General features: G+C 60.4%; 31 protein-coding genes and 1 pseudogene. 10 read left to right on the top strand and 22 right to left on the bottom strand.

Annotated features, from left to right (window positions below):
- The first annotated feature begins 32 nt into the window (after window positions 1-32).
- Window positions 33-449, top strand: coding sequence for a nuclear transport factor 2 family protein (locus tag ACQY1L_RS02820; RefSeq protein WP_174196267.1), 417 nt, complete (start codon window positions 33-35; stop codon window positions 447-449).
- A 50-nt stretch (window positions 450-499) separates the two neighbouring features.
- Here ACQY1L_RS02820 and ACQY1L_RS02825 read toward each other — a convergent pair whose 3' ends face one another.
- From ACQY1L_RS02825 to ACQY1L_RS02855, 7 genes are all read right to left on the bottom strand, one after another.
- Entirely contained in the window at window positions 500-1,591 is a 1,092-nt protein-coding gene (locus tag ACQY1L_RS02825) for an HWE histidine kinase domain-containing protein (protein WP_430242579.1), read from the bottom strand.
- 41 nt (window positions 1,592-1,632) lie between these two features.
- Complete coding sequence (locus ACQY1L_RS02830) at window positions 1,633-2,004, bottom strand: response regulator (protein WP_062455024.1); 372 nt, start codon at window positions 2,002-2,004, stop codon at window positions 1,633-1,635.
- On the bottom strand, window positions 2,004-3,377 hold the full coding sequence (locus tag ACQY1L_RS02835; RefSeq protein WP_430261948.1) for a PAS domain-containing protein: 1,374 nt from the start codon (window positions 3,375-3,377) through the stop codon (window positions 2,004-2,006). Before ACQY1L_RS02835 ends, ACQY1L_RS02830 begins: the two co-directional genes overlap by 1 nt.
- A gap of 270 nt (window positions 3,378-3,647) precedes the next feature.
- Window positions 3,648-4,049 (bottom strand): DUF2177 family protein, encoded by a 402-nt coding sequence (locus tag ACQY1L_RS02840; RefSeq protein WP_430242591.1) that lies wholly within the window; start codon window positions 4,047-4,049, stop codon window positions 3,648-3,650.
- Window positions 4,050-4,160: 111 nt separating this feature from the next.
- The gene (locus ACQY1L_RS02845) at window positions 4,161-4,685 is read right to left on the bottom strand and encodes a GXWXG domain-containing protein (RefSeq protein ID WP_062582513.1); all 525 of its coding nucleotides are present in this window, start codon (window positions 4,683-4,685) and stop codon (window positions 4,161-4,163) included.
- A 15-nt stretch (window positions 4,686-4,700) separates the two neighbouring features.
- Entirely contained in the window at window positions 4,701-4,883 is a 183-nt protein-coding gene (locus ACQY1L_RS02850) for a hypothetical protein (RefSeq protein ID WP_062582515.1), read from the bottom strand.
- Window positions 4,884-5,000: 117 nt separating this feature from the next.
- Window positions 5,001-6,161 (bottom strand): flavin-containing monooxygenase, encoded by a 1,161-nt coding sequence (locus ACQY1L_RS02855; protein ID WP_430261950.1) that lies wholly within the window; start codon window positions 6,159-6,161, stop codon window positions 5,001-5,003.
- A 142-nt stretch (window positions 6,162-6,303) separates the two neighbouring features.
- Between ACQY1L_RS02855 and ACQY1L_RS02860 the strand changes: the two genes are divergently transcribed.
- Window positions 6,304-7,344: a phosphatidylglycerol lysyltransferase domain-containing protein gene (locus ACQY1L_RS02860; protein ID WP_062582519.1), complete on the top strand. Its 1,041-nt coding sequence runs from the start codon at window positions 6,304-6,306 to the stop codon at window positions 7,342-7,344.
- 7 nt (window positions 7,345-7,351) lie between these two features.
- Here ACQY1L_RS02860 and ACQY1L_RS02865 read toward each other — a convergent pair whose 3' ends face one another.
- Window positions 7,352-8,161: a formate/nitrite transporter family protein gene (locus ACQY1L_RS02865; protein ID WP_430242596.1), complete on the bottom strand. Its 810-nt coding sequence runs from the start codon at window positions 8,159-8,161 to the stop codon at window positions 7,352-7,354.
- Between the two features lie 113 nt (window positions 8,162-8,274).
- Complete coding sequence (locus ACQY1L_RS02870; RefSeq protein ID WP_082472002.1) at window positions 8,275-8,736, bottom strand: MarR family winged helix-turn-helix transcriptional regulator; 462 nt, start codon at window positions 8,734-8,736, stop codon at window positions 8,275-8,277.
- A gap of 127 nt (window positions 8,737-8,863) precedes the next feature.
- Between ACQY1L_RS02870 and ACQY1L_RS02875 the strand changes: the two genes are divergently transcribed.
- From ACQY1L_RS02875 to ACQY1L_RS02885, 3 genes are all read left to right on the top strand, one after another.
- Window positions 8,864-9,295, top strand: a complete 432-nt coding sequence (locus tag ACQY1L_RS02875; protein ID WP_062582523.1) for an organic hydroperoxide resistance protein — start codon at window positions 8,864-8,866, stop codon at window positions 9,293-9,295.
- Window positions 9,296-9,557: 262 nt separating this feature from the next.
- Entirely contained in the window at window positions 9,558-10,610 is a 1,053-nt protein-coding gene (locus tag ACQY1L_RS02880) for an alpha/beta hydrolase fold domain-containing protein (protein ID WP_430242599.1), read from the top strand.
- An 11-nt stretch (window positions 10,611-10,621) separates the two neighbouring features.
- On the top strand, window positions 10,622-11,149 hold the full coding sequence (locus ACQY1L_RS02885) for a DUF4142 domain-containing protein (RefSeq protein ID WP_430242602.1): 528 nt from the start codon (window positions 10,622-10,624) through the stop codon (window positions 11,147-11,149).
- Window positions 11,150-11,270: 121 nt separating this feature from the next.
- On the opposite strand, the gene ACQY1L_RS02890 is transcribed toward ACQY1L_RS02885, so the two are convergent.
- Window positions 11,271-12,653 (bottom strand): sensor histidine kinase, encoded by a 1,383-nt coding sequence (locus ACQY1L_RS02890; protein WP_430242605.1) that lies wholly within the window; start codon window positions 12,651-12,653, stop codon window positions 11,271-11,273.
- Entirely contained in the window at window positions 12,650-13,312 is a 663-nt protein-coding gene (locus ACQY1L_RS02895; protein ID WP_062455050.1) for a response regulator transcription factor, read from the bottom strand. Before ACQY1L_RS02895 ends, ACQY1L_RS02890 begins: the two co-directional genes overlap by 4 nt.
- Before the next feature lie 136 nt (window positions 13,313-13,448).
- Between ACQY1L_RS02895 and ACQY1L_RS02900 the strand changes: the two genes are divergently transcribed.
- From ACQY1L_RS02900 to ACQY1L_RS02910, 3 genes are all read left to right on the top strand, one after another.
- The gene (locus ACQY1L_RS02900; RefSeq protein WP_430242609.1) at window positions 13,449-14,027 is read left to right on the top strand and encodes a hypothetical protein; all 579 of its coding nucleotides are present in this window, start codon (window positions 13,449-13,451) and stop codon (window positions 14,025-14,027) included.
- Between the two features lie 157 nt (window positions 14,028-14,184).
- On the top strand, window positions 14,185-15,444 hold the full coding sequence (locus tag ACQY1L_RS02905) for an MFS transporter (RefSeq protein WP_325262914.1): 1,260 nt from the start codon (window positions 14,185-14,187) through the stop codon (window positions 15,442-15,444).
- A gap of 20 nt (window positions 15,445-15,464) precedes the next feature.
- Window positions 15,465-16,721, top strand: coding sequence for an arsenic transporter (locus ACQY1L_RS02910; protein ID WP_430242612.1), 1,257 nt, complete (start codon window positions 15,465-15,467; stop codon window positions 16,719-16,721).
- A 29-nt stretch (window positions 16,722-16,750) separates the two neighbouring features.
- Here ACQY1L_RS02910 and ACQY1L_RS02915 read toward each other — a convergent pair whose 3' ends face one another.
- A complete protein-coding gene (locus ACQY1L_RS02915) occupies window positions 16,751-17,635 on the bottom strand; it encodes an SDR family oxidoreductase (protein ID WP_430242615.1) in 885 nt (294 codons plus the stop codon).
- Between the two features lie 98 nt (window positions 17,636-17,733).
- Here ACQY1L_RS02915 and ACQY1L_RS02920 point away from each other — a divergent pair, with 98 nt between their 5' ends.
- Complete coding sequence (locus ACQY1L_RS02920; protein WP_430242618.1) at window positions 17,734-18,573, top strand: helix-turn-helix transcriptional regulator; 840 nt, start codon at window positions 17,734-17,736, stop codon at window positions 18,571-18,573.
- Window positions 18,574-18,583: 10 nt separating this feature from the next.
- On the opposite strand, the gene ACQY1L_RS02925 is transcribed toward ACQY1L_RS02920, so the two are convergent.
- Together ACQY1L_RS02925 and ACQY1L_RS02930 are read right to left on the bottom strand one after the other, a co-directional pair.
- Window positions 18,584-19,300 (bottom strand): SDR family oxidoreductase, encoded by a 717-nt coding sequence (locus ACQY1L_RS02925; protein ID WP_430242621.1) that lies wholly within the window; start codon window positions 19,298-19,300, stop codon window positions 18,584-18,586.
- An 82-nt stretch (window positions 19,301-19,382) separates the two neighbouring features.
- Complete coding sequence (locus ACQY1L_RS02930; RefSeq protein ID WP_062455061.1) at window positions 19,383-19,601, bottom strand: hypothetical protein; 219 nt, start codon at window positions 19,599-19,601, stop codon at window positions 19,383-19,385.
- Window positions 19,602-19,818: 217 nt separating this feature from the next.
- On the opposite strand from ACQY1L_RS02930, the gene ACQY1L_RS02935 reads away from it, so the two are divergent.
- A complete protein-coding gene (locus tag ACQY1L_RS02935; protein ID WP_062455064.1) occupies window positions 19,819-20,301 on the top strand; it encodes a pyridoxamine 5'-phosphate oxidase family protein in 483 nt (160 codons plus the stop codon).
- Window positions 20,302-20,364: 63 nt separating this feature from the next.
- Here the strand turns inward: ACQY1L_RS02935 and ACQY1L_RS02940 are convergent, their stop codons facing one another.
- The 8 genes and pseudogenes from ACQY1L_RS02940 to ACQY1L_RS02975 all read right to left on the bottom strand — a co-directional run bounded on the left by ACQY1L_RS02940 (window position 20,365) and on the right by ACQY1L_RS02975 (window position 25,773).
- A complete protein-coding gene (locus ACQY1L_RS02940) occupies window positions 20,365-20,607 on the bottom strand; it encodes a hypothetical protein (protein ID WP_192086110.1) in 243 nt (80 codons plus the stop codon).
- Window positions 20,608-20,613: 6 nt separating this feature from the next.
- Complete coding sequence (locus tag ACQY1L_RS02945; protein ID WP_430242625.1) at window positions 20,614-21,195, bottom strand: 2'-5' RNA ligase family protein; 582 nt, start codon at window positions 21,193-21,195, stop codon at window positions 20,614-20,616.
- Between the two features lie 70 nt (window positions 21,196-21,265).
- Window positions 21,266-21,583, bottom strand: a complete 318-nt coding sequence (locus tag ACQY1L_RS02950; protein WP_092660009.1) for a hypothetical protein — start codon at window positions 21,581-21,583, stop codon at window positions 21,266-21,268.
- 28 nt (window positions 21,584-21,611) lie between these two features.
- Window positions 21,612-22,361, bottom strand: coding sequence for a DNA polymerase III subunit epsilon (locus tag ACQY1L_RS02955; protein WP_430242627.1), 750 nt, complete (start codon window positions 22,359-22,361; stop codon window positions 21,612-21,614).
- A gap of 39 nt (window positions 22,362-22,400) precedes the next feature.
- Window positions 22,401-23,039: pseudogene (locus ACQY1L_RS02960) on the bottom strand (DNA polymerase thumb domain-containing protein); the annotation flags it as partial.
- Between the two features lie 565 nt (window positions 23,040-23,604).
- Complete coding sequence (locus tag ACQY1L_RS02965; protein ID WP_325262898.1) at window positions 23,605-23,889, bottom strand: copper-binding protein; 285 nt, start codon at window positions 23,887-23,889, stop codon at window positions 23,605-23,607.
- Window positions 23,890-23,906: 17 nt separating this feature from the next.
- The gene (locus tag ACQY1L_RS02970; RefSeq protein WP_325262896.1) at window positions 23,907-24,383 is read right to left on the bottom strand and encodes a plastocyanin/azurin family copper-binding protein; all 477 of its coding nucleotides are present in this window, start codon (window positions 24,381-24,383) and stop codon (window positions 23,907-23,909) included.
- Window positions 24,384-24,414: 31 nt separating this feature from the next.
- Complete coding sequence (locus ACQY1L_RS02975) at window positions 24,415-25,773, bottom strand: copper oxidase (protein ID WP_325262894.1); 1,359 nt, start codon at window positions 25,771-25,773, stop codon at window positions 24,415-24,417.
- Window positions 25,774-25,781: the final 8 nt, after the last annotated feature.

Below are 25,781 nucleotides of genomic sequence, written 5' to 3' on the forward strand. Positions count from 1 at the left end.
GTTCCAATTGCAAGATCCAAGAAGGAACCGATATGACCCAACTGGCCGACAATTTCATCGCTGCCCTTCATCGTCTGGAAAAGTCCAGCGACGTCGATACTATCGCCCGCCTGTTCCGCGACGATGCTGTCCTGTCCAACCCGTTGTCGATCCATGATTCAGCCGAGTCGGGAGCCGCACAGACGTTCTGGACGGCCTATCGCGCCGCGTTTTCAACGATCGAGTCCGAATTCATCAACGTCGTCGAAACCGATGGCGTCGCGATACTCGAATGGCGCAGTGACGCGGTTGTCGAGGGGCAGTCCGTGGCCTATTCAGGCGTCAGCGTTCTCGAAAGCGATGGCGAAAAGATCAAGTCGTTCCGGGCCTATTTCGATCCTCGCGAGCTTGTCGCCAAAGTCGATACCCGTGCGGTGGATGCAACGCCGAGCGACGTTGAGCCCGCCTGACTTTATGTCGAGATCGTCATCGCGGCCAAATCCCGTCTGCCGAAGCCCCGTCAGACCAGGGCGGCAGCGTTCTCCCGGGCGCTGTTCAGGCGCCCGGTCTGGATCTTGCCATGAAGCTCGAACCGCACGCCGTCGAAGTTGTAGAGGGTCTTGCCTTCGCCTTCAAAATACGCGGGCACGATCTTGTTGGTCAGCCGTGATCCAAATCCCGTCCTGGCCGGAGCCATTACGGGTGGGCCCCCGGTTTCCTGCCAGACCAGATGGAACGTCCCATCCGCAGTCACTTCCCACGAAATTCCGATCCGCCCGGTCTCTGTGGATAAGGCGCCGTATTTCACGGCGTTTGTCGCAAGTTCGTAGACCGCGAGCGAGAGTCCGATCGCCTGCTGCGATGCCACGTAGAGGTCCGGCCCGGAGATCACCGCACGATCGGACCGATCGAGATGCGCTGCAAGGGCTGCCTCGACGATCCCCCGGACGGGGGTATTGTCGGCAGAATCGTGCAGAAGTTCCTGCGCGCTCCCAAGCGCGGCGATCCGGTCCGAGACGGTGGCCCTTGCTTGGTCGAGGCTGCTTGCCTGACGCAGCGTCGACGAAACGACCGCAGCTGTTACTGCAAGCGTATTCTTGACGCGGTGTACCAGCTCGCGCTGCAATGCGCGCTGGTTCCTGCGGGCGAGCACTCCCGGCGTTGCGTCGAGGGCGATGTTGATCATGCCCTTGATCTCGCCCTTCTCGTAGAGCGGGCTGTAGGAAAAGGTCCAGAAGGTCTCTTCGTCGTATCCGTTGCGCCGCATCGTCAGAGGAAGTTCCTCGGCCCAGGTTCCGTCGCCCGACAGCGCCTGGTTGACGAAAGGCTCGATATCCGGCCAGATTTCCGACCAGACCTGTTTGGCAGGCTGACCGAGGGCGCCGGCTTCCTTTGCGCCCAGAAGCGGTGCGTAGGCATCGTTATAGAGGATGTTGAGTTGCTCCCCCCAGAACACGCAGATCGCATGCTTTTGGCCCAGCATCATTTCGATGACAGAGGTCAGCGCTTCGGACCATGACGAAATCGGTCCCAGCGATGTTGGCGACCAGTCGTATTCAGCCGTCAGCCTCGCCATGCGGCCGGTGCCAATATTGGACAGAGGTCTTGTCATCTCGTGGTTCTTTCGCGGTGGGCGATCTCGATGTACCTCATTCAGATCGTTGAGGATAATCCCAATTCGAAGAGCGCGACGCTGAGCTGGCGTTCCGAGATCGGTTTCGACAGGAAGCGTGCTCCCTGCGGCAAACTACCCTGATCGGGCGAGAAACGTCCAGAGATGACGATGATTCTGCATTCCGGCCACCGCGAAGCCGTCAGGTTTGCGAGTTTGATGCCGTTCATCGATCCCGGCATGTCGATATCCGTCAGCATCGCCTTGACCGGAATGCCGGCCTCCAGAAGCGCAAGCGCCTGATCGGCATTGGCGGCTTCGACCACATCGAAGCCGCTGTCGCTGAGGACGTCCGCCAGATCCATGCGGATCAGGCCGTCGTCTTCGACCACGAGGATGGGATGATGTTTCATCAATGTTCCTGCTGGAAACCCTGGAGGTCTGCGTCAATTCGGAAGGTGAGACCTGAAGGCTGGAATGTGAAGGCGACGGTACTGTCTGCGGTCCCGTTAAGCCCGGCATTGATCAGACGCAAACCGGAACCGGGGCCTTCGGGTTGTTGCACCGGCGGTCCGCCTGTCTCGGTCCAGATGAGTTCGAAGCGATCCGATTTCGGGCCGGCGATCTTCCACTGGATATTGACCCGCCCGTCCGGAAGCGAAAGGGCTCCGTATTTGACTGCATTCGTCGCCAGTTCGTGAAGGATCAACGAGAGAGAGAGGGAAGGGCGCGAGCCGACCTTGATATTCGTGCCTGTAACGGTGATGCGGGGATTTGCAGGGTCGTCGTGAAGGGACGTCATCTTGTCGACGAGCTGCGTGACAGTAGAGGCGCCCATACCGCCTAGCAGAATGGTATCGTGGGCGGCGCTGAGGACGGCGATCCGGTCCGAAAGGCGGACTCTGGCGCTGGCGAGGTCTGTCGAATTTCTAAGCGTTTGCGATGCGATCGCCTGCACCATTGCAAGCTGGTTTTTCAGGCGGTGCCCCAGTTCATGCGACAGCTGTGCCTGTTTTTCCTCCTCCGCTCGAAGCTCCGTGACATCGATTGCCTGAACGAGAATGCCGATGACCTTGCCGTCGTCCTCCACCATGGGCTGATAGGCGAGATCGATGACCCGGTCCTGCTTTTCGCCGGCGGTTCCTCTGTTCAATTCGATCCGAAGGTTTTTCGCAACGAAGGGTTCGCCCGTCTGGTAAACTCTGTCGAGGATGTCGATGTAACCCTGGCGGACCACTTCCGACACGGCCTCGGCGACGGTCTTGCCGATGATGTCGCGGCCGCTGCCGATCATCGAGTAGTACACTTCGTTGGCGTATTCAAAGACGTGATTGGGTCCGGTCAGCATGGCGATACCGCCGGGGCTGAGCTCGAAGACCTGCTCGAAGCGCTCCCGCAGGGTCCGTTCGGCGTTTCGTGCCGCCACGGTCGATGTCTGCTCGGTGCAGGCGCAGAACATTCCCAGCACCGTTTTCCAGGGGTCTCGGACCGGCGTGTAGGAAAAGGCGAAATGTGTTTCTTCGGGAACGCCGTTGCGATGCATGACGAACTCGATATCGTCCATCGACGTACCCTGTCCGGCATAGGCTGCAGAAATGATCGGCTCCACCTGATCCCAGATGTCGTGCCACAGTTCGCCGAAGGGTTTTCCGAATGCGGCCGGGTGCCGCTTGCCGCACATTTCGGCGTAGCCGTCGTTGTAGAGCGTGGTCTGTGAAGGGCCCCACACGATCAGCATCGGTTGCAGCGACCCGAGCATGACGTTCACCAGAGTCCGCAACTCCACGGCCCAGCGATCCTTCGGGCCGATATCTGAGGATTCCCAGTCATATACGTCGAATAGATTTCGACACTCTGGATTGGTTTCCAGCGTCAATTCCTTACCGTCCTTCATCAGCGCGCGCACAGGAACGCGGTTACCGGTCGTTTGTTCCAGGTGCTAGAAGAGTCTTCTACGGCCGCTCATAAATCATAACTTTCCCCTGCTTCCAATGGCTGGGAAGCAGGGAGCAACGACGGAGCTGCTTCGTACGGGGGCGGACTGAGTGGATCAAGCTCAGCTCATGGAGCGGGCGGCGATGTAACCGCAGGCGCTGGCGATGCCCGTCAGGACTGTTCCCCAGATCATGTCGATGACGACAAGCGAAGCCGGCCAGTTTTTCAAAGTCGAGAGATTGGTGATGTCATAGGTGCCGTAGGCGGCCAGACCGAGCAATGCGCCACATCCGATCGCAATCCACAAGGACCCTCCATCGAGACCCGGTTTTACCGCCAGGATGACGATCGCAACCGCGAAGAAGAGGTAGAAGATCGCAGCGATCCCGAGATTGGGAGAGGGAAGCATGAGGTCGCCGAGTTTTTCCCGGTACATCTTGCCGGCAACAAGGCCGAGCCACACAGCGTCGATTGCGAGAAAGGAAACAAGAGTGGCCACATAGGCAATGGCGAGAGATTTCATGAGGCGTTCCACATCAGGGTTGAAGTGCAGAGATAACCCTGTGTTGTTCACCTTGTTCCGCCCGACCAATGTGGTTGTGATCGCAGGCGGCGAGGACCGTTTGCGCAGCGGTCAATCGACGACTTTCTCGAGACGGAAATAATACCGGCGTGGGTCGCCTTCGACGATCATCTTGCCCGCGATCTCTGTATCGGAGATCCGCCGGAACATGTCGGTAATCGGTTGCTGGTCGTAGACCATCGCGGCAGTCAACACGTCGCGATCCATCCTGTTTTCCAGGGATGCGGTGGTGGATTTTGCGCGCACGCGCGGGCGTATGTGGGAAAAGAGGTTCACCGCGCTCGAGGTGCGGCCGAACCTTGCAAGCCGGATCGCCCACCGGATGGGAAACACTTTCGGGTCGACTGCAACCAGCCTGCCCGGTGCGCCCTCAAACAGCAGCGCATCAGCCCGCCCGTCCGGATGGAAGCGCTTTCCGAACCAGCGCAGGTTTTCAAGGACGCCATCGAGCGGATGGCCGGACGGGTGGCCGCGGCCTCTCCACAGGCCGACCATGTCCTGAGGCCTGACCGGCTCAAGGGACGCGAACCACTCGGCGCTTTCATCCTGCAATGCCTGCGCTGGGCTTTTTGTCATTATGTTCGCGGGTCCTCAGCCGCCGCCCGGCGAAACGCTCTCGTCATCCGTATCCGGCAACGAGCCCGTACCAGGCGTCTTGCTCTCATCCATCAATTCAGGCTTGGCGTGCGGACCGGCGGCAGGGCTATCCGATGTCGCCGGCGCTTTCTTGCCAGTTTCTTCGACGGCTTCCTGAGCGTTCTTGTTATCGTCCATGATGTCTCCCATTCGGCTGCTACAAGACTGTAGAGGCTCAGTCAGGAATGGGTGGGCACGGCAAAATGTTCCATGGGGGCCGTTGTCCGCCGCATCACCGGTTGGCAAAACTCTGTGTCAACGGCCTGAGCGCGCGTCCGTGTCCAAGCGCGATCGCATCGCGGCGGCCATCTCGACTGCTTCTTCTCTGGCATTGTGAAAATAGCTGATAAGGCCCGGCGTCATACCGATGAACCAGAGGCCTGGAATATCAGGGCCGCTCGGGGATGGGACGTGACCGTTCTCGATGGCCAGCTCGCCAAGAAGCGATTGATGGTGCGCGCCGTAACCGGTCGCGTAGATGATCACACCCGGGGCTGTCACCACGCCGTTCTTGTGCAGAACGGTGCCGGCTTGCGTGAATTCGACAACTTCGCCGACAACCTTGATGCGGCCTTCACGTACGGCCTTGATAGCGCCGTCATCCACCGGGATCGCCACATGATTGCGGGCAAGCCGCGTTGCGGCCTTGTGCGATGATCTGGGAAACCCGAGCTTGGTCAGATCCCCGAAGGCCAAGCGTTCCGTCAGCGAGATCGTGATATCGACCACAGGCGTGGGAAGACGTGCCAGCCATGGCGAGAATTTATGGACGGCCACGCCGAACAATCGCTTGGGAAGAACCGATGAACCGGTGCGAACGGAAAACCAGCAGTCGGCCAGATCGACCTTCGCCAGGTGATTGGCAATGTCGAACCCCGAATTGCCGGCGCCGACGATCAGCACCCGCTTTCCCCGGTACTGCTTCGCATCCCCGAAGTCGCAAGCGTGTATGCTTTGTCCGCCGAAGTTTTCCGCACCCTTGAACAGAGGCTGCCACGGATCGCCATCGCGTCCTGTGGCGACCACGACGTTGCGGCACAAAACCGGACCGGCGGATGTTGCAAGATGGAAGACGCCGTCGCGTCTGCTCAACGCCTCAACCGAAACGCCGTGTTCAATATCAAGGGCGTTGTCACGGGCAAACTGTGCCAGATGAGCGGCAACAACGTCCCGTTTGGGAAAAGCCGAGGTTCCGCTCGGGTATTGCAGCCCCGGCATGTGGGAAATGTCGCGATGCGTGTTGAGAGAGAGCTGCGGATGGCGTTTGCGCCAGGTCGATCCGACCTGCTCTTCACGGGCAATGATTCGGGCGCGGATGCCGCGCCTTCCCAGCTCACAGGCGGCGGTCATTCCAGAAAGCCCGGCACCAATGACCACGACATCTTCGATTTGGAGAGGCTCAGCGGGCAGATTCATGGCCAGACAATGCTGAAAAACATGCGCTGCTGCAACACCCAATCCTGAAACAGCGGGGAGATGCCCTCCAAGTTTAGAATATCTCTATGTACCATAAAACGCGCGTGCCAAAAGTACGGACATCGACTTTGAGGAAAATCGTATGGCAGGCCTCCGCGGGTACATCGACTCCGTTCTTGACCGTGGCCTTCCGCATCTCGCGTCCGCTCAGTTGTCAGATGAACGCAGGATGGAGCTTTGCCGGCAACACGGCGACTTCTCGCTGGCGTATTCGACGGCGGTTCAGAAGAACCTCAGCCACTTCGGCGACGACAAGGGATATATCGCTTACGCGACGAAGATGGGGCACATGTTTGCCTTGGGCGATCCTGTCGCCGACAAGGCCGATCGTGCCCGGTACGTGTCCGATTTCGTCGCAGCGGCCGAACGTCCCTGTTTCGTGCAGATCGGCCGGCAGACGGCAGAGACACTGTCTCGGCTCGGCTACCGGATCAATCAGATGGGCGTCGATACCCGTCTCGTGCTCAACGAGCATTCGTTTGCCGGAAAGAAGAACGAGACGGTCCGCTATTCGGAGCGGTGGCTGCTGAAGAACGGTTACCGGATTGTCGAGTGTGACGGCAGTCTGGCCAGGCCCGACCAGATCAAGGCCGTTTCCGAAGAATGGCGCGCTGGCCGCATCGTCCGTCGGCGGGAAATGTGTTTCCTGAACAGGCCGTTCAAAGCCGAGCTGTCGGCGCATATGCGCCGGTTCCTCATCCTCGATCCGCAAGGCGAAACCATCGCCGTGCTCGATTTCGATCCGATTTTCGATGCGGGGCAGGTGACGGGATACACGTCCACTTTCAAGCGGAAGAAGACGGGGACGACCCCGCATGCCGAGATCGGTCTGACGAAGTTCGCGACGGACCGCTTCAGGGAAGAGGGCAGGTCGCTGGTGACGCTTGGGCTTTCGCCCCTTGCGGCGATCACGACAAGCGGGTTTGCGGAAAGCGCATTCTGGCGCGGCAGGTTCGAATATGCCTACAAGTCGCCGGCCATCAACAAGAGGATCTTCAACCTGCAGGGACAGGCGGCATTCAAGCGCCGGTTCCATGGCGCCGAAGAGCCGACCTACATCGCCTTCAAGCGTCGCAGCCCTCTGGAAATGCTTGCTCTTTTGAGACTGCTCAAGACGCTCTGAGCCGAGGTCACTTCTTAGCCGGCTTTCCGTAAGCCGCAGAATAGGCGAGGGCCACGAAGGCTCCGCCGATCACATTCCCGATCGTTGCCGGCAGCAAGTTGCCGAAGATGTCGCTGATGTCCAACAGCGCCGTCGAGGGTTCAAGCATGCCCTGGACGAGAGTGGCATAGGTCAGCAGATACATGTTGGCGATGGAGTGTTCGAAGCCTGCCGCGACGAACGCTGCGACCGGCAGAAGCAGACCGAAAATCTTCTGCGTGACCGTCTGGCCCGCATAGGCCAGCCAGACACCGAGACAGACAAGCGTGTTGGCAAGGATGCCGCTTGCAAGCGTCGTTGCGAACCCCTTGGCAGTCTTCGTTTCAGCAAGCTCGAATGCCGCGCGACCGACCGCTCCGTCGCCGGCCTCATGCAAGCCGGCGAAAATCGCGACGACAGCGAGCGCAATCGAACCGGCGAAATTGGCCAGATAGACAGTCGTCAACGCCCCCGCCGCCCGTCCAGCGGGGATCCGTCCGGCAACCACCGGACCGATCATCAGTGTGTTGCCGGTAAACAATTCCGCGCCGGCGATCATCACCAGTGCGAGGCCAAGCGAAAACACCGTGCCGGCGAGGATCTGCGCGACGCCGAAGGGAAGGCTGTCGGCGCCAGCCAGTGCCACCGTCGCAAACAGTCCACCGAAGCCGATGTAAATGCCGGCAAGCATGCCGAGAATGATCATCTTACTGAGGGGAAGGCCGGCTTTGTCCTCGCAGGCAGAAAAGACCGTCTCGCAAAGGTCGGGCGGTGGCGGCAGTGAATTGGTGTCCGACATGACATCCTCCTGTCGATCGTGTCCGGCGAGGACGTAGATGAGACAGTTGACGGATCCGGGAAGGGCACGATCCCGTGAGCCTGTTTTGAGGAGGGTGTCGTGCGCCTGCGTCCTTAAAGGTCGGACGTGGTTCCACTCAGTTTCGCGCTGAGAGCGTTTATGGTCGCCAAGGTCGCGTTGACTTGAGGCTGATCCATGCCGACGGCATCAACGATGCACTTCGTCACGGCGTCCGACTTCTCCTGCAGGGCGCGGCCTTTTTCCGTCAGGTAGATATCGACGCGGCGCTCGTCGTCGTCCCTGCGCATCTTTGTCACGAGACCCATCAGCGAAAGCCGCTTGATCAATGGCGTGGTCGTGCCGGAATCGACGCCGAGCCTTAGCGAGATCTCGCCCACGGAAAGGCTGCCCTCGCTCCACAGAAGCTTCATCGTGAGAAACTGCGGATAGGTCAGCCCCGTCGGCGCCAGCGCAGTCCGGTAGACCCGGTTGAAGGCCTGTTCGGCTCTATAGACGGCGAAGCACAGCATTTGGTCGAGTTCAACCGATGCCGGTTTTTCAGGGATATCTGTCATTAGCGCAATCTATATTGTGCGCAAGGTAATTGCAAGCAATTGACATGCACTTCCGAGCGCGATATCAATGGCGTGCAATTGAGTTGCGAATTAAGAAAATTGATCCGCCCCAACCCAGGAGAAGACTATGTCTGTCGACGCGAAGTACAAGACCAGCGCAACTGCATCCGGCGGTGGCCGTGACGGCAAGACGGCGCTTTCCGACGGGACGCTAGAACTGCAGCTGGTCGTGCCGAAGGAACTCGGTGGCCCCGGTGGTGATGGCGCCAATCCGGAGAAGCTGTTTGCACTTGGATATTCGGCCTGCTTCCTCGGCGCCCTGCGCGTCGGCGCTACGCAGCTGAAGACCAAGGTTCCGGATGGTTCGACCGTTGATGCAACCGTCGGCATTGGCCCGCGCTCGGAAGGTGGCTTTGGCATCACCGCTGCCCTGGATGTTTATCTGCCGGGTATGTCGGAAGCCGACGCACAGAAGCTCGTCGAGGTAACCCACGACATCTGCCCGTATTCCAACGCGATCAAGGCAAGCGTCGACGTCGATTTTACGATCCGCACCTGATCGAAAACGGAAGTCGTTCGATTGGGAAAATGTGATGGACGGCTCTGGAATAACGCCGCCCACCAGTAAATCTATCTGACAACTATCGCAGGCGGCCGGCAACGGTCGCCTGTAGGTTTTGGCCGCAACTCGCCGTCGCTGCACCCGGCAAGCGGTGTCCGCCGAAAATCAGCATCTGTAGATTAGCATCTGAAAAAACAGCATTATCTGGAACATAAGGCCCTCGTCCCGGTTAGCTAGCCATCTAAACCGGAGACCCAACATGAAGTCCTCAATGTTTGCGAAAGCACTTCCTCTCGCACTGGTAATGGCCGCCCCGCTTGCCGCCCCGTCGTTTGCGCAGGAGATGGCAAAACCCACCACAGATATGCAGGCCGTGCTCGACAAGCTTGGTGCGCTAGACGCCAAGCCGTTCTCGAGCTTGAGCGTTCCGGAAGCCCGCACACAGGCAAGCCCTGCCGATGCTGCGAAGGCTGTCCAGTGGGAAAAGCGCCTGTCGTCCAATCCCGAAGCGCAGGTGACCAACAAGGACATCACCATTCCGACGGCTGAAGGCGGTATCGCCGCGCGCGTCTACATGCCGGCCGGCAAGGGTCCGTTCCCCGTCGTCGTCTACTATCACGGCGGTGGCTGGGTGGTTGCCGACATCAACGTCTATGACGGCGCACCGCGTGCCCTTTCGCTCGGCGCCAAAGCCATCGTCGTCTCAGTCGAGTACCGTCATGCGCCGGAGCACAAGTTCCCGGCTGCTCATAACGATGCCTGGACGGCCTATAAGTGGGTTGTCGAGAACATTCACGACATGAACGGCAACTCCGACAAGATCGCGGTTGCGGGCGAAAGCGCCGGCGGCAACCTGGCGGCCAACGTCGCTCTGATGGCCAAGGAGATGAAGGCGAAGCAGCCGGTTCACCAGCTTCTCGTCTACCCGGTCGCCGGCAACGACATGGAAACGGCGTCCTACAAGGAAAACGCCAATGCCAAGCCGCTCGGCAAGGCCGATATGGAATGGTTCGTCAAGAACACGGTCACGTCCATGGATGAGACCAAGGACCCGCGCATTAACCTCAACGGTCGCTCGGACCTTGCAGGAGTTGCTCCGGCAACCGTGATCCTCGCCCAGATCGATCCGCTGCGGTCCGACGGTGAAACCTATGCGTCCAAGCTCAAGGACGCCGGCGTTCCGGTGAATACCAAGACCTATAACGGCGTGACACACGAGTTCTTCGGCATGGGCAAGGTCGTTCCGGAAGCCAAGCAGGCACTGGATCTCGCGGTCGCCGATCTCACCGCAGCCTTCGACAAAGCCAAGTAAGGAGAGCCCCTATGAACAAGATGATTTCAGCCTCGCTCGTATCGCTCTCGCTTCTGATGTCCTCGGCAAGCTTTGCGGCACAGCCCGCCAGCGCCGACAAAGCCGCTGCCGCGTTCAACGTCGACAAGGCTTCCTTCGTCAAAGCCGTCACCAGCTCCAACGCCTTCGAGATCGAGTCGAGCAAGCTCGCCGAACAAAAGGCCAAGGATGCCGACGTGAAGAAGTTCGCGTCAGAGATGATCAAGGATCATACGATGGCGGGCGAAGAACTCAAAAAGGCGGCCAAGCTCGGAGACGAGGCACCGGTTATGTCGCCAAAGCACGCGGCCATGCTTGAAATGCTGAAGGGTGCATCTGACCAGGACTTCGAGCCGCTCTATATCGACATGCAGGCAACAGCGCATATGGAAGCGGTCAGCTTGTTTGCGACCTATGCCAAGGGCGGTGACGATGCAGCGGTCAAGGAGTTCGCGGCCAAGACTCTGCCGAAGCTTGAAATGCACAAGATGCACATGACGAAGCTCGTCGCGGCTCACTGAGGCGGGCAGCATCTGGAGCCTGCGTCTCAGCAGGCCGGGTGAATGTCGAGACGTTTAAAACAATGGCCGCTCCGGAAACGGGGCGGCCATTGGTGTTCCAGGGGTCGGGGGAGAGGACGGTTCAGGCTGCAACGGATGACGATCCTGTAGCCGTTTTCGGCAATGTGATGGTTTGGCGCAGTCCCTTATCGTCTTGATTGCGAAGCCCAATCTTTCCGCCATAGAGCTGTGCGAGTTCATTGGCGATCGTCAGGCCGAACCCATCTCCAGCGACCGTCTCATCCATCCGAACACCCGGCAGAAATGCCTTCTCGATCGTATCGTCGGAGATACCGGGGCCATCGTCTTCGAGCGTGATGACGATCGAGCGTCCGTCCGTGCGGGCATCAATCGCGACAAGGCTGCCAGCCCATTTGAACGCGTTGTCGAGGAGATTGCCGACGATCTCGTCGAAATCCTCGGCCGCACAGGCAACCGAAATTTGCGGCTCGATCGTGCATTGCACCGAGATGCCCCGGTCAGCGTGGATGCGCGACATGACAAGCACAAGATCGTCTATGCGGGGGTTCACTTGCGTTGCCGAAACGGTGCCGCTGGAGGCAGTCTTGCGGGCACGGGCGAGATGATGGCGGATGCGCTGGTCGATCCTGTCGACCAGATCGCGCATCTCGTTGGTGGGATCGTTTGCGCCGTTCAAGGCTAATTGTAGGCTTGCAACGGGGGTCTTCAGGCCGTGCGCGAGGTTTGCGAAATGCAGGCGTGTTTCGGCGAGCCTCTCGGCATTCTTGTCCACGAGGCGGTTGATCTCGCGGGATGCGGGCTGCAACTCCTCGACGTCCTGATCCGGCAAACGCGGCAAAACGCCTGCGGAAATGGATGCAATATCTAAGGTCAGTTGTCTGAGCGGTCGAAGCCCGTAGCGGACCTGCAGCAGGATGCCGCCGACGAGAACGCCACCCAAAAGAAGCATCGCAGGAACCAGCCACAGCAATGCCCGCCGGGCGGGTGCGCTCAGGGAAGATTGCGGCGCCGATGCGATGATCTCGACCGTCCGATCTCCGACCATGGTTTCCAGCGTGCGCAGATACAGTGTCTCGTCGCGGAAGGCGACACGATCGGCCGGATGTGGCTTGGGCTCCGCCGCGTGGCGCCAGTCGAAGGGGCGGGGCGGGCTTTCCAGGGTTTCCTCGGCCAGCGACCGGGAGGTTATGCGGGTCCGATCGTCGGACACCTGCCAGTACCAACCGGAGCGCGGACGATCGAATGGCGGGCCGTCGAGGTCTGCAGAGAGGACGACGTCGCCGGCACTGTCGGTGGTCAGTGCATTTCGCAATCCCTCGATCTGGGTGTCGAGCCGCTGATCGATCTGCTCCCTCACCACGCCCGCCACGATCAGGTAGAGAATGACGGATGCGACGATCACCGTCGCCGTCACGAAGATGATGGAAAAGCCGGCGAGCCGCCGGGCGATCGACGCCTGGCCGGATAGGTTGAGCCCGCTCATGGCGCTGCCGTCAGCATGTAGCCGCGGCCGCGAACGGTTTCGATCAGTTCCGCGCCGATCTTGCGGCGCAGGCGCGCGACGATCACCTCTATCGAATTGGAATCGACCTCGGCATCGCCTTCGTAGACGCGCTCGATCAGCTCGCGCCGATCGACGATGACGTCCTTGCGCAGGATCAGGCAAGAGAGCACGCGCCATTCCAGCGCGGTCAGCTTCAGCGATAGGCCATTGAACTGGAAGGTGCCGAGCTGGGCGTCGAACTCCAGGGGACCGCAGAGGATTTTGGAGGATGCATGGCCCGTGGCGCGGCGGACGAGGGCGCGCATGCGCAGCACCAGTTCCTCGATCTTGAACGGCTTGGTGAGGAAATCGTCGGCGCCCGCCTTGAAGCTCTCGACCTTGTCCGGCCATCCGTCGCGCGCGGTCAGGATCAGGACGGGGAGGGTGCGGCCCGCGGCCCGCCACGATTTCAGAACCGACACGCCATCGATCTTCGGTAGGCCCAGATCGAGAATGGCAACGTCGTAGAGTTCGGTCAGGCCTGCGTGCTCGGCATCCTCGCCGTTCTTTGCAATGTCCACGACAAAACTTTCGGCCCGCAGGCTGGCTGCGATGCGTTTGGAAAGATCGGTGTCGTCTTCGACCAGAAGTACGCGCATGTGCAACCCGTTTGCCGTGGTGGAGAGACGCTGTCCTATGGCGGCAAGGCTTAACTCAAACTGAACCACAAGGTTCAGGCTGTTATCGGTCGTCGGCTGATAAATCTCTCCTGGCATACCAAAACAGGAGAAGACCATGTCAATTTCGGACAACAACACGACCGTCGATCAGAAGGATGGTTCGGCCGACAAGCCGCATGCACCCAAGCCCCCGCACAAGACCGGCAACGGGCGCATGGCAACCTTCGGCGTCACGGCCTTGGCGATCCTTGCCATCGGGGCCGCGGCCGGAGCCGGCGCAATGAAGCTGACCGGGCCGAGCGTCGAGCTTGCGCCCATGAACCCGGTCGCCATCTCCGCCGTCAAGGAGGACAGCCTGGTGACGGTTAAGGGGACGGTAGCCGAGGTATTCGGCAACAAGTTCGTCGTTCAGGACGACAGCGGACGGGCACTGGTTGAAACCGGGCCATCGGGAGACGACGGCAAGCTTGTCGATCTCAACGAAGCCGTCAGTGTCCAGGGTCGCTTCGACAACGGCTTCCTGCACGCGACCTATATCGTTCGCCAGGACGGCAGCATGGAAGCGCTCGGCCCGGCCGGCGGCCCTCCGCGTCACGGACCAGCGGGCGGCCCTCCGCCTCATGGCCCGGCCGGCGGCCCTCCGCATGACGGTCCGCGCGGTGATATGCCGACACCCCCTGCGCCAAAAGGGTAAAGCCCTGGTTGCAAAACCTGGTGGCGGAGCCCTGACCGCAGGGTTGTAACGGGAAAGCGTTGCCCGATCTTCTTTCGGGCACGCTGGAACCCCGCGTCCGCCACCGGCGTTGGACGCCACAATTTTCAAGCATGTAGCATGATGAAGCGAGGCTGGCATGCGATCCACCCTACAGACAGGCCTGACTGATCGATCCCTGGTGGCACTTGCCGTCCTCAACTTCTTTCTCGCCGACGCCCGCGACGGGCTTGGACCGTTTCTCGACGGGTTTCTCGCTACCCACGGGTGGTCGCCGATGACGCTCGGCTTCATCGCCACGCTTGGCGGTGTACTCGGAATGATCGCGACACCGCTGTTCGGCGCATGGGTGGACGCCTCCAAGCGTAAACGCACGCTCATCATCATCCCGGTGATCCTGGTGACGGCGGCAGCCTTGTGGACGCTTGCCAGCCCCGGAAACGCATCGGTGTTCGGCGGTCAGTCGGCAACCGCCATCGTTGGCGCCGTCGTCGGTCCGGCGCTGATGGGGCTGACGCTTGGCCTTGTCGGCGAAAAGGCGTTTTCCCGTCAGGTGTCGCGAAACGAATTCTGGAACCATCTCGGCAACGTTGTCTCGCTCGCCGGCATCTATTTAGCGACGGTCTACTTCGGCGTCAGCGGTGTCATCGGATTGATGATCGTCACGGCGGTCGCCGCCATTCTGGCAGCGCTTGCGATCGACCCGGAGCGGATCAATCACAACGCGGCGCGCGGTCTTGCGCATGACGATGGAGCGCCGGGTCCCTCCGGCTATTCCGTCCTCGTGGGCAGCAAGGGGCTGATCCTGCTCGCCGTGACGCTGATGATCTTCCACTTCGGCAACGCGCCGATCAGCCGCCTCATTGCCCAGGACTTCTCGATCCATCTCGGGACGCCGTTCCAGACGACGGCGGTGACGACAGGCGTGTCGCAGCTGTCGATGATCGTCATGGCTTTAGCGGCGCCTTTCCTGATCCGGCGGTTCGGGCTGGCGACGGTCTTCCTCATCGCGCTGCTTGCATTGCCGATCCGCGGTGCGATCGCAGGCTCCTTCAGCAATTTCGCTGTGATCTATCCGGTGCAGATCCTCGATGGAGTTGGCGCAGGCCTGATCGGTATCGCGACCCCGATTGCGGCAGAACGGATCCTCGCGGGGACCGGTCGTTTCAATGTCGGACTGGCTGCGGTCATGACCGTTCAGGGCATCGGCGCGTCGCTGAGCAACGTGGTGGCCGGCTGGCTGACGAATGTCGGCGGCTATGCGCTCGCCTACTGGGTGCATGGCGGCGTTGCAGCGCTGGCGGTTGCGGCCTTTCTCACCGGGCGCAAGAGCATTGCCCCTTCCCAAAAAGGTGCGAACAAGGCAGGAGACGATCGCCAGATCCCTGTCGCACCATAATCGTTTCGGTTGGACCATCCATGAACGCATTGACCATGACCTGGAGCATCGCCGGCTTGACAGCGCTCGGCGTCATTACCCGGCCGTTTGCCTGGCCGGAAGCGATATGGGCCGTGCTCGGCGCATCGCTCCTTTTGATGTTCGGCCTGATCGCCCCCTGGGATGCCTGGGCCGGTGTTGCCAAGGGGCTCGACGTCTACTTGTTCCTGATCGGCATGATGCTCTTATCGGAACTCGCGAGACGGGAAGGGCTGTTCGACTGGCTGGCATCGATTGCGACCGCCTATGCAAAAGGCTCGCCGAAGCGATTGTTCGTCCTGATCTATGGGGTCGGCATCGTCGTCACCGCGTTCCTTTCGAACGATGCGACCGCGGTCGTGCTGACGCCTGCCGTTTATGCGGCGTGCCGCACGGCAAAGGTGAAGGATCCGATGCCCTATCTTCTCATCTGCGCCTTCATCGCCAATGCCGCAAGCTTCGTGCTGCCCATCTCCAACCCGGCCAATCTGGTGATCTTCGGCGGCGGAACGATGCCGCCTCTGTCGCGCTGGCTCGCCACGTTCGGTCTTCCCTCAATCGTCTCAATCGTCGTGACGTTTATCGCGCTTTATTGGACGCAGCGCTCGACCATCGCGGCCGACAGCGTGTCCCCCGTGGTTGAAAGCGTGCCGCTGTCGCATAGCGCAAGGCTGACGGGGATTGCCTTGTGCGCGACGGCGGTCCTGCTGCTCGGAGCATCGGCGCTGCATTTCGATCTCGGGTTGCCCACCTTTGTGGCCGGCTGCATCGCGACGGCGGCTGTTCTCGCGATCACCCGGCAGAGCCCTGTCGAAACGCTGAAGGGCGTGTCCTGGAGCGTGCTGCCGTTGGTGGCCGGCCTGTTCGTCGTGGTCGAAGCCCTTGACCGGACGGGCCTGATCGATGCATTGGCGCATCAGCTGACCCAGAATGCCTCGCTTTATCCCGCCCAGACGGCAGCGTTCGCCGGCACGGTCGTGGCGCTCGGCTCCAATCTCGTCAACAATCTGCCGGCCGGCCTCGTTGCCGGAAGCGCCGTGGAGCTGGCGCATGTGTCCGACAAGATTGCCGGCGCGGTGCTGATCGGCGTCGATCTCGGCCCCAACCTCTCGGTCACGGGGTCGCTCGCGACCATTCTGTGGCTGACGGCGCTGAAGCGCGAAGGGTTGCACATCGGCGCCCTGAGCTTTCTCAAGCTGGGCGCCGTCGTCATGCTTCCGGCGCTCGCCCTGTCGCTTGCAGTCCTCCTCATCCAGTGAGGCGCCGGCGCGCATTGCTCGCTAGCCCATCAATAGACCATCGCATCGAGGTCGGAGATCAGCGTCGGGCCGGTCGGGTGCCAGTCGAGCTTTGCTTGTGTCTTCGCGCTCGATGCCCTCATGTCGAGACCGACGAACCGTGCCATCGCGCCAAAATGCTCCGAAGCCTCGTCGGCTGAGATGGAAACAACAGGGACATCCAAGCCGCGACCCAACGCTTCGGCGATAAGGCGCATCTCCACGCCCTCTTGGCCGACCGCGTGATAGCGTGCACCGGGTGCCGCTTTCTCGATAGCAAGGCGGTAGAGGCGCGCAACATCGCCAAGGTGACCGGCCGACCAGCGGTTCGTTCCGTCCCCCACGTAAGCTGAAACGCCTTTTGCTCTGGCAATGTCGAGGAGCGGCGAGATGAGGCCCTGCTTGAACGTGTTGTGGACCTGCGGCAGACGGAGCACGGAGACGTTGATCCCTCCGTCCAGAAGCCGGTTTCCAGCGCGCTCAGAAGCAATGCGCGGGTTTGGGTGATCCGTATCGAAGACGTCTTCGACAGCGAGCTCGCCTTTGCCGCGCGCGCCCATCGCGATGCTCGAGGTGATCAGCAGCGGGCGTTCGGAACCGGCAAGGGCTGATCCCAGCGCTTCGATGACCCGCCGGTCCTTTTCGCAATTCTCGGCGAACCGTTCGAAATTGTGGTCGAACGCCGTATGGATGACGGCATCCGCATTCCGGGCGCCGCGTTCTATGCTTTCGAGGTCTTCGAGCGTCGCCAGATGTGGCTCGACCCCTGATGCGATCAGCTTTTCGGCGCCTGCCTGCGAGCGGGTCATGCCGATGACTTCGTGGCCCGCGTCGAGAAGTTCAGGAACCAGTGCCGAGCCGATGAAGCCCGTGGCTCCGGTGAGAAATACACGCATTGTCATTCTCCAGTTGCTTTGACAGCGGGACTATCTGCGCTCTTCTTATTCCGTTAAAGTAGTGACCGTATCAGGGTATAATTGCTAACAGGGTATCGATGCCGGACATCACGCCGAATTCATTGGCAGCGTTTCTGAAAGATCGCCGGACGAGGCTCGACCCTGGCGCCTTCGGGTTTTCGGGAAGACGACGGACGCCGGGGCTTCGCCGCGAAGAGGTTGCTCAACGCGCCAATATCAGCCCGACTTGGTACACGTGGCTCGAGCAGGGCCGCGGCGGCGCGCCCTCGGCTGACGTGCTGAACCGGATCGCTTCCGGGTTGATGCTGACGGAGCCGGAACGCGAACACCTTTTCATGCTCGGTCTCGGACGGCCGCCGGAGGTTCGCTACAAGTCTACGGACGGGATTACGCCACGGCTCCAGCGTTTGCTCGATACGCTCGATGCGAGCCCAGCCTTCGTCAAGACTGCGACCTGGGATGTGGTGGCGTGGAATGCGGCAGCGGCCGTGGTTCTGACCGACTACGGGAAACTGCCCGAAGGCCAGCGAAACCTCCTGCGACAGATTTTCTTGAGCCCGTCGCTCCGCGCCAAGCAACATGACTGGGAAGGGCTCGCCCGGTTTGTCGTCGGCGCCTTTCGCGCCGATGCCGCACGGGCCGGTGCGATGTCGGAGGTTTCGGATCTCGTCGACGAGCTCTCGAAGTCCAGTCCGGAATTTGCGGCATTCTGGGGTGAAAACGATGTAAGGCTTCAAAGCGATGGGCTGAAGCGGATCGAACATCCGGATCTCGGCACGGTCGAGCTGGAATATTCCGCATTCTCCCTCGACGGTCGGCCGGATCTCGGCATGATGGTCTACAACCCGGTCGATCCGGCAATGGCCGCGAAGATCCGGCAGCGCATTGCCGACCGCGCGGCATCAGCTAAACCCTGACCGCTATATCTCACCAGGGAATACTGCTTCCGTCATAGGCGACGAAGGAGCCGGAATGCTCCGGCGCGAGGCCGTCCAGCGTTGAGAGGATCGACGCTGCCGCCTGTTCCGGGCTGACCGTGTTGTGACCGCGGGAGTAGGGGTCAGATAGGCCTGTGCGGACCGTGCCCGGATGGATCGCGGTGATGACCGCTGCCGGGTGGGTCCTGCTGTATTCGATCGAGACGGTCCGCACGATCTGGTTGAGCGCCGCCTTGGCCGATCTGTAGGACACCCAGCCGCCGAGGCGGTTGTCGCCGATCGATCCGACACGGGCCGACAGGAATGCGGCGATCGAGCGGGTTTCGCGGTCAAACAGTGGGAGAAAGTGTTTTGCCACAAGCGCCGGTCCGACGGCGTTGGTGCGGAATTGGGCCATCATCGTTTCGGGATCGAGCTGCCGCAGAGACTTTTCCGGGCCGCGGCCATCGGTCGTCAGGATGCCGGTGGCGCAAATGAGGAGGTGGATCGGCTTTGCCGAGATCGAGCCTGCGGCGTCCGCCACGCTCGTCTCGTCGGCGAAGTCCAGACCGTCGCGGCTGCGGGAAAAGGCGATCAGTTCGCCGAGATGGGGCTCGTTCTGCAGACACTCGCAGATCGCGGAACCGATACCGCCCCTTGCCCCGATCACTGCCGCCCGGAACCCGTTCGGCAGCGATGCGAGAAGACTGGTTTCAGTGCCGGCCATGTCTGACATATCCGAGATACGCGCGTGTAGGTCGCTTCTTCATCGCACTATGCCCGAACTCCACGGTATTGGGTAGGCGTCGTCAGTCGGAGTTGATGGTCGGAAGATGCGTCTCGACTTCGCGCAGGCGCGCGGCTTCGAGCGGTTCGATCTGCGTCTTCCAGAACTCGTCTGCCTCGGCCGGTTCGTCATCCCACTTGCGGACGTCGGCGATGTTGTCGTCGAGCTTCGCGCGGCGTGTGCCGCCGAGTTCGAGATATTTCATCGCGAGTTTCTTGGTCGAGGTTTCCTGATCGGTCATGAACCGGTTCCTTCCCGTTGCGTCAATCGTGTGCCAAGTCGCCTCGACCCCGCTCAAGCGCTGTCGCAAGCGCTCGTAAGATCGGACCTTGAGTTAGATTAACGGCGCCCCGGTCATCCTGTTCCTGCCGCTGCACGTTTCCAGTGCAAGATATCGGCGGGTCTGGAACAGAAGCCAAGCTCGCCAGTTGACCCGCGTCATCAAAAGGAGAAATCGCATGGCTCACATCGAAGACGAACACGAGAAGGTCTGGGACCTTGCGGAGAAGATCGGATTTTGCATGCTCACGACCCAGTCGGGTACGGATCTGCGGGCTCGGCCGATGGCGGCCTATGCCGAGCGTCTTGAGAATGCGTTCTACTTTCTGACGGATGTGGCAAGCCACAAGGACGAGGAAATCGCGCGCTACCCGAACGTTTGCCTGGCGTTTGCCGATTCCAAGGGCCAGAAATACGTGTCCATTTCGGCGACGGCAGAAGTGCAGAACGATCGCGAGAAGATCCGCGACCTCTGGGCGACACCGGCAAAGGCCTGGTGGGACAGCCCCGAGGATCCTTCGATCCGCGTCCTGAAGATCACGCCGTCAGCAGCGGAATACTGGGATAGCCCTGGCACCGTCATCAGCTACATCAAGATGGCAGCCGCCGCCGTTTCCAGTTCGAAGCCCGACATGGGCGACAATGCCAAGGTTCAGATGTAACCTTCATGGCGGACGGGCAACCGTCCGCCATTCTTCTGCGGCCCGCATAGACGGGCCGGCGTCTCAGTTGAAATCGCCGATCGTTCCGGTTTGAAAGATAATCACCGGTTCGCCTTCCTCACCAATAGCTGGCGATGCCTCGCGCTTCCAGACCACCACGCCGGCATGTCGATCGCCGAGTTTGCGGGCCTCATCGATCGCAGCCGTCTCGTCTTGTGCTTCCCTTACCGCGAACGCCGGAACTGTCTGCCCTCTCTCATCGAGATCGAAGGCGAGGACGAAGATAGATTTGAACGCTCCGGGCATCAGTTTTCATTCCTTGATATGGCTTTGGACGCCGGCACGCTCTCTTTGATAGCGACCGGAAACAACGGCGTCTCGATCTTCCGCAAATATCGCGGAGGTTTCATGCTGCCAGGGTCCATCGAGGTATTTCCACAGATCAACACCTTTAATCTCGATGGTGTGAGGCTGAAACGTCGCGCGGAGCTCCTGATACAGCCGGTCAGCCCGGTCCTTCGACACCTTGTTCTGGATCGTGATATGCGGTTGCCATTTCTGCATGTCCTGCGGGCCGAGCCATGGAAGGAAGGCCTCCTTCAACCGGGCTCGCACATCCTGAAGCGCGGCACTGTCGATCGTGAAGGCAACGCCCGCACCGAGATGGCGGACGCCGCTGACCTCGGCTTTGATCGATGACCCTGCCTCAGTGACCTGTCTGAGATGCTCGACGATCCCGTCGGTATATTCGCCCGGCAACCGATGAAACATCGTCAGATGCGCATCGAGAAAATTCCGGTCGGGCGGGAAATGGGTTTTCCGCAACAGATCGAAAGGTGCTTTGTCCGCTTGCGCGATACGGGCTGTCAGGATCAGCGGTTGAAGCGTCTTCACGGCGATGAACCTTCGGGCCAGGTTGCGAACGGGTCTTCGAAGCCGAGATCTGGGATGCGGGCCCTCAATATCAATCCTTCAGTTGCGCGAACCAGTCGGCATAGGGCGTGTTCTTGGCCATATGCCGGTTGAGATCCGGCTCGCCGTCATCCCACCAGACAGGGCCGCGTTCGCCAAGCTGAACCTTGGCATCGTCGACCCGCCGGCGCGCTTCGGCCATCGCGTCGGGTTTGCCTTTCGCATCGCGGACGGCCCGGCGTGCCGACATCAGGTCCGAGACCAGCTCCTGACGCGTCTCGGCGTCCAGTGCCGGGTTGCTTCGACGCCAGAGCCTGCCGCGGACGACGAAGTATTTGCCGTCGGGTGTATCCGGATACGTCTCGCTCATCGTCCAACCCCGGTTTTCGCCATACCGATTACAGGAGCGTTCCCTGCGGAGGGTCAACGACGGGCGGCTGTGGTTGTTCACCGCGGCGCGTCAATTCGGCGCGGGCGGTGAAGCGGATATCGATATCCCGGTCTTCCGCGAGGTCCCGAAGCGCATCTTCGCTGATCCGGTCCCAGGGCTTGCCGCGATCCGCGCCTGATGGCACGCGCGGCAGCAGACCCGGCTCGCTGCTCCAGGCCAGGAGGTCTCCGAGTGATGCCTCGTTGAGGAGGTCGCGCAGGTGGTGCGCCGTGACATAGGCATCAGGCATGGCGCGATGCGCCGGCAGGCCGATCTCGTGGACCAGACCTTCGGGCGTGCGCAGGTAGCGCAGCATCTGGTTGGAGAAGCGCGGCAGTTCGGGCCAGACCCGCAGGCTGCATTTCCAGGTGCAGATCCAGGGCAGGCCACCCGTCAGCCGCGGTGTACAGTATCGCTGTTCGAAGGCGGCGCGATGGGCGGCAAGCGCTTCGATCCGGTGCGGGGGACGCAGGACAGTCGGTGCGATATCTTTCCAGAACGGCGCGTCGGCGACATGGCTGTTAAGGATGTGATGGATCGCGATCGTGTCGGGCGACATCGGACGGCCGGGATTGACCAGAAGCGCACCGCGGTCCTCGTCGACCTGCCATCTTCCGTCTGCCCCTTGGGTGACATCCTGCCAGCCGATCTCGCAGACGTCGTTCGGTCCGTTGCCGCCGGTCTCGAGGTCGATGACGCGGATGGTGGGATTGCTCATGTCGAAGTCCTTACCCGGCGCTCTTGATGTGCTTGTCGATTATAAATCGAGACCGAGCTGCGGTTGTTCCACATCATCCGGCCCGGCGCCGACCAGCGACGAGAGGGACACACCCAGCAGCCTTACCGAACGCCGGAACGGATAGACGGTTGCCAGGAGCCCCGATGCCGCCGCCAGCACTTCCGCGACGCTTGCATAGGGGAGGGACGCCGTGCGGCTGCGTGTCGCCTGGGTGAAGTCGGAATATTTGATCTTCACGGTGACGGTCTTGCCCGAAATGCGATGCGCTTCGCAGTGGCGCCAGACCTTTTCGGCGAGCGGCTTCAGTTCGGCGGTCGCAAGGTCGAGGGCGTCGATATCCTCAACGAACGTATCCTCGGCGCCGACGGATTTGCGGATCCGGTCGGGACGCACCTGGCGCTCGTCGATGCCGCGGGCGATGCCGTAGAAATAGGGTCCGGATTTGCCAAAGCTCTCGGCGAGAAACTGCAGCGACTTCGACTTGAGGTCAGCGCCGGTCTCGATGCCGTATTTTTTCATCCGCTCGGCAGTCGCCGGCCCGACGCCGTGGAATTTCTTGACCGGCAGCGATTCCACGAAGCCCGGACCGTTCTTTGGCGTGATCACGGCCTGACCGTTCGGCTTGTTGAGATCGCTTGCCATCTTGGCGAGGAACTTTTAAGCACAACAAGCATGTAAATTGCAAGGCTTAAACCATTGACTAATTGGACCAAAAAATAGATTTGAAGTCAATAGACGTAAATGATTTTTCGTATCTGGTCGCGAGCTGGAGGCTGGCCGACGTCTGGCACGACGGTAATTCGGCCGGTCCGTGGAGCGAACCGAAACTCGGAGCGGACCGGCCGAATGAATTGTTTGGCGCGTGAGGAAATGTTCAACAGCTAGAGGTGGAGAATTGTGTCAAGAATTGCGGCTTTTGAAATCCAGAAGCGTCGACCATGACTTCGACTGTGTGAGCGGCTTTGCTCTGACAAGGTTGCCAGCGAAACTAGCAATGCTGATCTAAGGCACAGCCGGAAGTATGTATGTGCAGCGGGTGAAGCACCATGTGCCGTCAACGGGCCCCGGAGCACGGCACGGTAGCCTGGTTCGGCAGACTATGTTGGCACGTCGGTTCCACGCTCCTCTCCGCATAGAAAATTCTGTTCGGTGCGGTAAAGTGGTCGTGCCAACTTTGGGAAAGGGCAGATACCAGCCGCGCCCTGGGACGCGGCTGGAATTCTTATTTCACCTGTGTGACGGTAAGCTTTCCGTTCACGCGTTCGGCCACAAACTGGACCTTCGCACCTTCTTTCAGCTTTGCGAGCAGTGCGTCATCCTTCACTTCAAAGACCATTGTCATTGCAGGCATTTCTAGCCCCTTTAGCTCCTCGTGGATAAGCGTGACCTTTTTGGTCTTCGCATCCAGCTTCTTGACGGTGCCGTTCGTAAATTCCTGCGCGAACGCACCGGACACAGAAGCGACCGCGAGTGCAGCGGCAAGGGCGATTTTGGTAGAGGTTCTCATATCAGGTTCCTTCTCTGTTATTTAGCGACAGCGACGTCGCCGTGCATCCCGGCGTCGTAGTGACCGGGAACGAGGCAGGCGATCTTGAAGACGCCATCGTTCGTGAATTTCCAGACGATCTCTCCAGACTTGCCTGCCTTGAGCCGGATGGCGTTTGGATCATCGTGTTCCATCTCAGGAAACTTCTCCATCACGGCTTTGTGCTCCATGACCTTGTCTTCCTGGTCGAGGACGAATTCGTGATCTAGTTCGCCTTCGTTTTTGATAGTGAAGCGGACGGTCTGGCCTTTCCGGACTTTGAAGTTGTTAGGGCTGAAGATCATCTTCCCGTCGGGCGTCTCCTTCATGCTGACGCGGATCGTCTGGGTGACCTTGGATTTGTCACCAGCTTCGCCAACGACCATGGCTTCGCCGTGGCCGCCAGCGTGGCTACCGGAAGCGAGAACCGGAGTCGCGAGGGAGGCCAGAAGTAGGCCGAAAATAGCTGTCTTCATTGTTGTAGTCCTTCTTTCTACTGAGGTGGAATCAGCCGTGGTCCGAATGTTTCGGAGACAGCTTAGTTTTGGAGTCTTTGGCCTTGGGCGCGTCGGGAAGACTTCCCGTCCACTCCCAGGCCTGCGTGCCCGGAGGGTTTTCATACCAACCGGGGTCGCTGTAATCGCCCGCCGAGATACCCTCGCGGACCTTCACAACGGAGAACATGCCGCCCATTTCGATGGGGCCGTGCGGACCCCAGCCTGTCATCATTGGAACGGTGTTCTCCGGGATTTCCATCGACATTTCACCCATATCCGCCATACCGGCGGTACCCATGGGCATGTACTCGGGACGGAACTGTCGAATCTTCTTGGCCACTTCCTTCTTGTCGACGCCGATAAAAGTAGGAATTTCGTGGCCCATGGCGTTCATCGTATGGTGGGACTTGTGGCAGTGAATGGCCCAGTCGCCGACATACTTCGCATCGAACTCGTAGGCACGCATTGCGCCGACCGGGATGTCGATGCTGACCTCGGGCCACCGAGCCTCTGGCCGCACCCATCCCCCATCGGTGCAGGTGACCTCAAAGTCGTAGCCGTGCATGTGGATCGGATGGTTCGTCATCGTCAGGTTGCCGACGCGGACACGCACCCTGTCATTCTTGGAGACGACCAGTGGATCAATCCCTGGAAACACGCGGCTGTTCCATGTCCACAGGTTGAAGTCTGTCATTTCCATGACGCGCGGGACATAAGTGCCAGGGTCGATGTCATACCCACTGAGGAGAAAGACGAAGTCCCGGTCCACGGGCATGAACGTCGGGTCCTTTGGGTGGACCACGAAGAAGCCCATCATGCCCATCGCCATCTGCACCATCTCGTCCGAATGCGGGTGGTACATGAAGGTACCAGACTTCACGAGGTCGAACTCGTAGACGAAGGTCTTTCCGACAGGGATATGCGGCTGCGACAGCCCGCCAACGCCGTCCATACCAGATGGCAGGATCATGCCGTGCCAGTGGATGGTCGTATGCTCCGGAAGCTTATTGGTGACGAAAATGCGTACGCGGTCACCTTCAACCGCCTCGATGGTCGGCCCCGGAGACTGACCGTTATAACCCCAAAGATAGGCAGTCATGCCCTCTGCCATCTCGCGTTCGACCGGCTCAGCAACAAGGTGAAATTCCTTGACTCCGTTGTTCATCCGGAAAGGTGCCGTCCAACCGTTCAATGTCACGACCGGATTGTAGTCGGGACCGACTGAAGGCTTCACAGGCGTCTGTGTTGTGGGGGACTCCATGACTGCCGCTTCCGGCAGGCTCATGTTTGAGGTTTGACTCCATGTTTGGGAGGAGACGAGGGCAGCGCTGGCTGCGCCTGCTCCGAGCAGTTGTCTTCTGTTAAACATACGACTTT

This window comes from Neorhizobium sp. DAR64862/K0K3 (assembly GCF_050500185.1).
Classification (GTDB): Bacteria; Pseudomonadota; Alphaproteobacteria; order Rhizobiales; family Rhizobiaceae; genus Neorhizobium; species Neorhizobium soli.

Bases quoted from the DNA above. Each gene is read 5' to 3' on its own strand.
- ACQY1L_RS02820 (WP_174196267.1), top strand. From the start codon at position 33: ATGACCCAACTGGCCGACAATTTCATCGCTGCCCTTCATCGTCTGGAA.
- ACQY1L_RS02825 (WP_430242579.1), bottom strand. From the start codon at position 1,591: ATGACAAGACCTCTGTCCAATATTGGCACCGGCCGCATGGCGAGGCTG.
- ACQY1L_RS02830 (WP_062455024.1), bottom strand. From the start codon at position 2,004: ATGAAACATCATCCCATCCTCGTGGTCGAAGACGACGGCCTGATCCGC.
- ACQY1L_RS02840 (WP_430242591.1), bottom strand. From the start codon at position 4,049: ATGAAATCTCTCGCCATTGCCTATGTGGCCACTCTTGTTTCCTTTCTC.
- ACQY1L_RS02845 (WP_062582513.1), bottom strand. From the start codon at position 4,685: ATGACAAAAAGCCCAGCGCAGGCATTGCAGGATGAAAGCGCCGAGTGG.
- ACQY1L_RS02850 (WP_062582515.1), bottom strand. From the start codon at position 4,883: ATGGACGATAACAAGAACGCTCAGGAAGCCGTCGAAGAAACTGGCAAG.
- ACQY1L_RS02855 (WP_430261950.1), bottom strand. From the start codon at position 6,161: ATGAATCTGCCCGCTGAGCCTCTCCAAATCGAAGATGTCGTGGTCATT.
- ACQY1L_RS02860 (WP_062582519.1), top strand. From the start codon at position 6,304: ATGGCAGGCCTCCGCGGGTACATCGACTCCGTTCTTGACCGTGGCCTT.
- ACQY1L_RS02865 (WP_430242596.1), bottom strand. From the start codon at position 8,161: ATGTCGGACACCAATTCACTGCCGCCACCGCCCGACCTTTGCGAGACG.
- ACQY1L_RS02870 (WP_082472002.1), bottom strand. From the start codon at position 8,736: ATGACAGATATCCCTGAAAAACCGGCATCGGTTGAACTCGACCAAATG.
- ACQY1L_RS02875 (WP_062582523.1), top strand. From the start codon at position 8,864: ATGTCTGTCGACGCGAAGTACAAGACCAGCGCAACTGCATCCGGCGGT.
- ACQY1L_RS02880 (WP_430242599.1), top strand. From the start codon at position 9,558: ATGAAGTCCTCAATGTTTGCGAAAGCACTTCCTCTCGCACTGGTAATG.
- ACQY1L_RS02885 (WP_430242602.1), top strand. From the start codon at position 10,622: ATGAACAAGATGATTTCAGCCTCGCTCGTATCGCTCTCGCTTCTGATG.
- ACQY1L_RS02890 (WP_430242605.1), bottom strand. From the start codon at position 12,653: ATGAGCGGGCTCAACCTATCCGGCCAGGCGTCGATCGCCCGGCGGCTC.
- ACQY1L_RS02895 (WP_062455050.1), bottom strand. From the start codon at position 13,312: ATGCGCGTACTTCTGGTCGAAGACGACACCGATCTTTCCAAACGCATC.
- ACQY1L_RS02900 (WP_430242609.1), top strand. From the start codon at position 13,449: ATGTCAATTTCGGACAACAACACGACCGTCGATCAGAAGGATGGTTCG.
- ACQY1L_RS02905 (WP_325262914.1), top strand. From the start codon at position 14,185: ATGCGATCCACCCTACAGACAGGCCTGACTGATCGATCCCTGGTGGCA.
- ACQY1L_RS02910 (WP_430242612.1), top strand. From the start codon at position 15,465: ATGAACGCATTGACCATGACCTGGAGCATCGCCGGCTTGACAGCGCTC.
- ACQY1L_RS02915 (WP_430242615.1), bottom strand. From the start codon at position 17,635: ATGCGTGTATTTCTCACCGGAGCCACGGGCTTCATCGGCTCGGCACTG.
- ACQY1L_RS02920 (WP_430242618.1), top strand. From the start codon at position 17,734: ATGCCGGACATCACGCCGAATTCATTGGCAGCGTTTCTGAAAGATCGC.
- ACQY1L_RS02925 (WP_430242621.1), bottom strand. From the start codon at position 19,300: ATGGCCGGCACTGAAACCAGTCTTCTCGCATCGCTGCCGAACGGGTTC.
- ACQY1L_RS02930 (WP_062455061.1), bottom strand. From the start codon at position 19,601: ATGACCGATCAGGAAACCTCGACCAAGAAACTCGCGATGAAATATCTC.
- ACQY1L_RS02935 (WP_062455064.1), top strand. From the start codon at position 19,819: ATGGCTCACATCGAAGACGAACACGAGAAGGTCTGGGACCTTGCGGAG.
- ACQY1L_RS02940 (WP_192086110.1), bottom strand. From the start codon at position 20,607: ATGCCCGGAGCGTTCAAATCTATCTTCGTCCTCGCCTTCGATCTCGAT.
- ACQY1L_RS02950 (WP_092660009.1), bottom strand. From the start codon at position 21,583: ATGAGCGAGACGTATCCGGATACACCCGACGGCAAATACTTCGTCGTC.
- ACQY1L_RS02955 (WP_430242627.1), bottom strand. From the start codon at position 22,361: ATGAGCAATCCCACCATCCGCGTCATCGACCTCGAGACCGGCGGCAAC.
- ACQY1L_RS02965 (WP_325262898.1), bottom strand. From the start codon at position 23,889: ATGAGAACCTCTACCAAAATCGCCCTTGCCGCTGCACTCGCGGTCGCT.
- ACQY1L_RS02970 (WP_325262896.1), bottom strand. From the start codon at position 24,383: ATGAAGACAGCTATTTTCGGCCTACTTCTGGCCTCCCTCGCGACTCCG.
- ACQY1L_RS02975 (WP_325262894.1), bottom strand. From the start codon at position 25,773: ATGTTTAACAGAAGACAACTGCTCGGAGCAGGCGCAGCCAGCGCTGCC.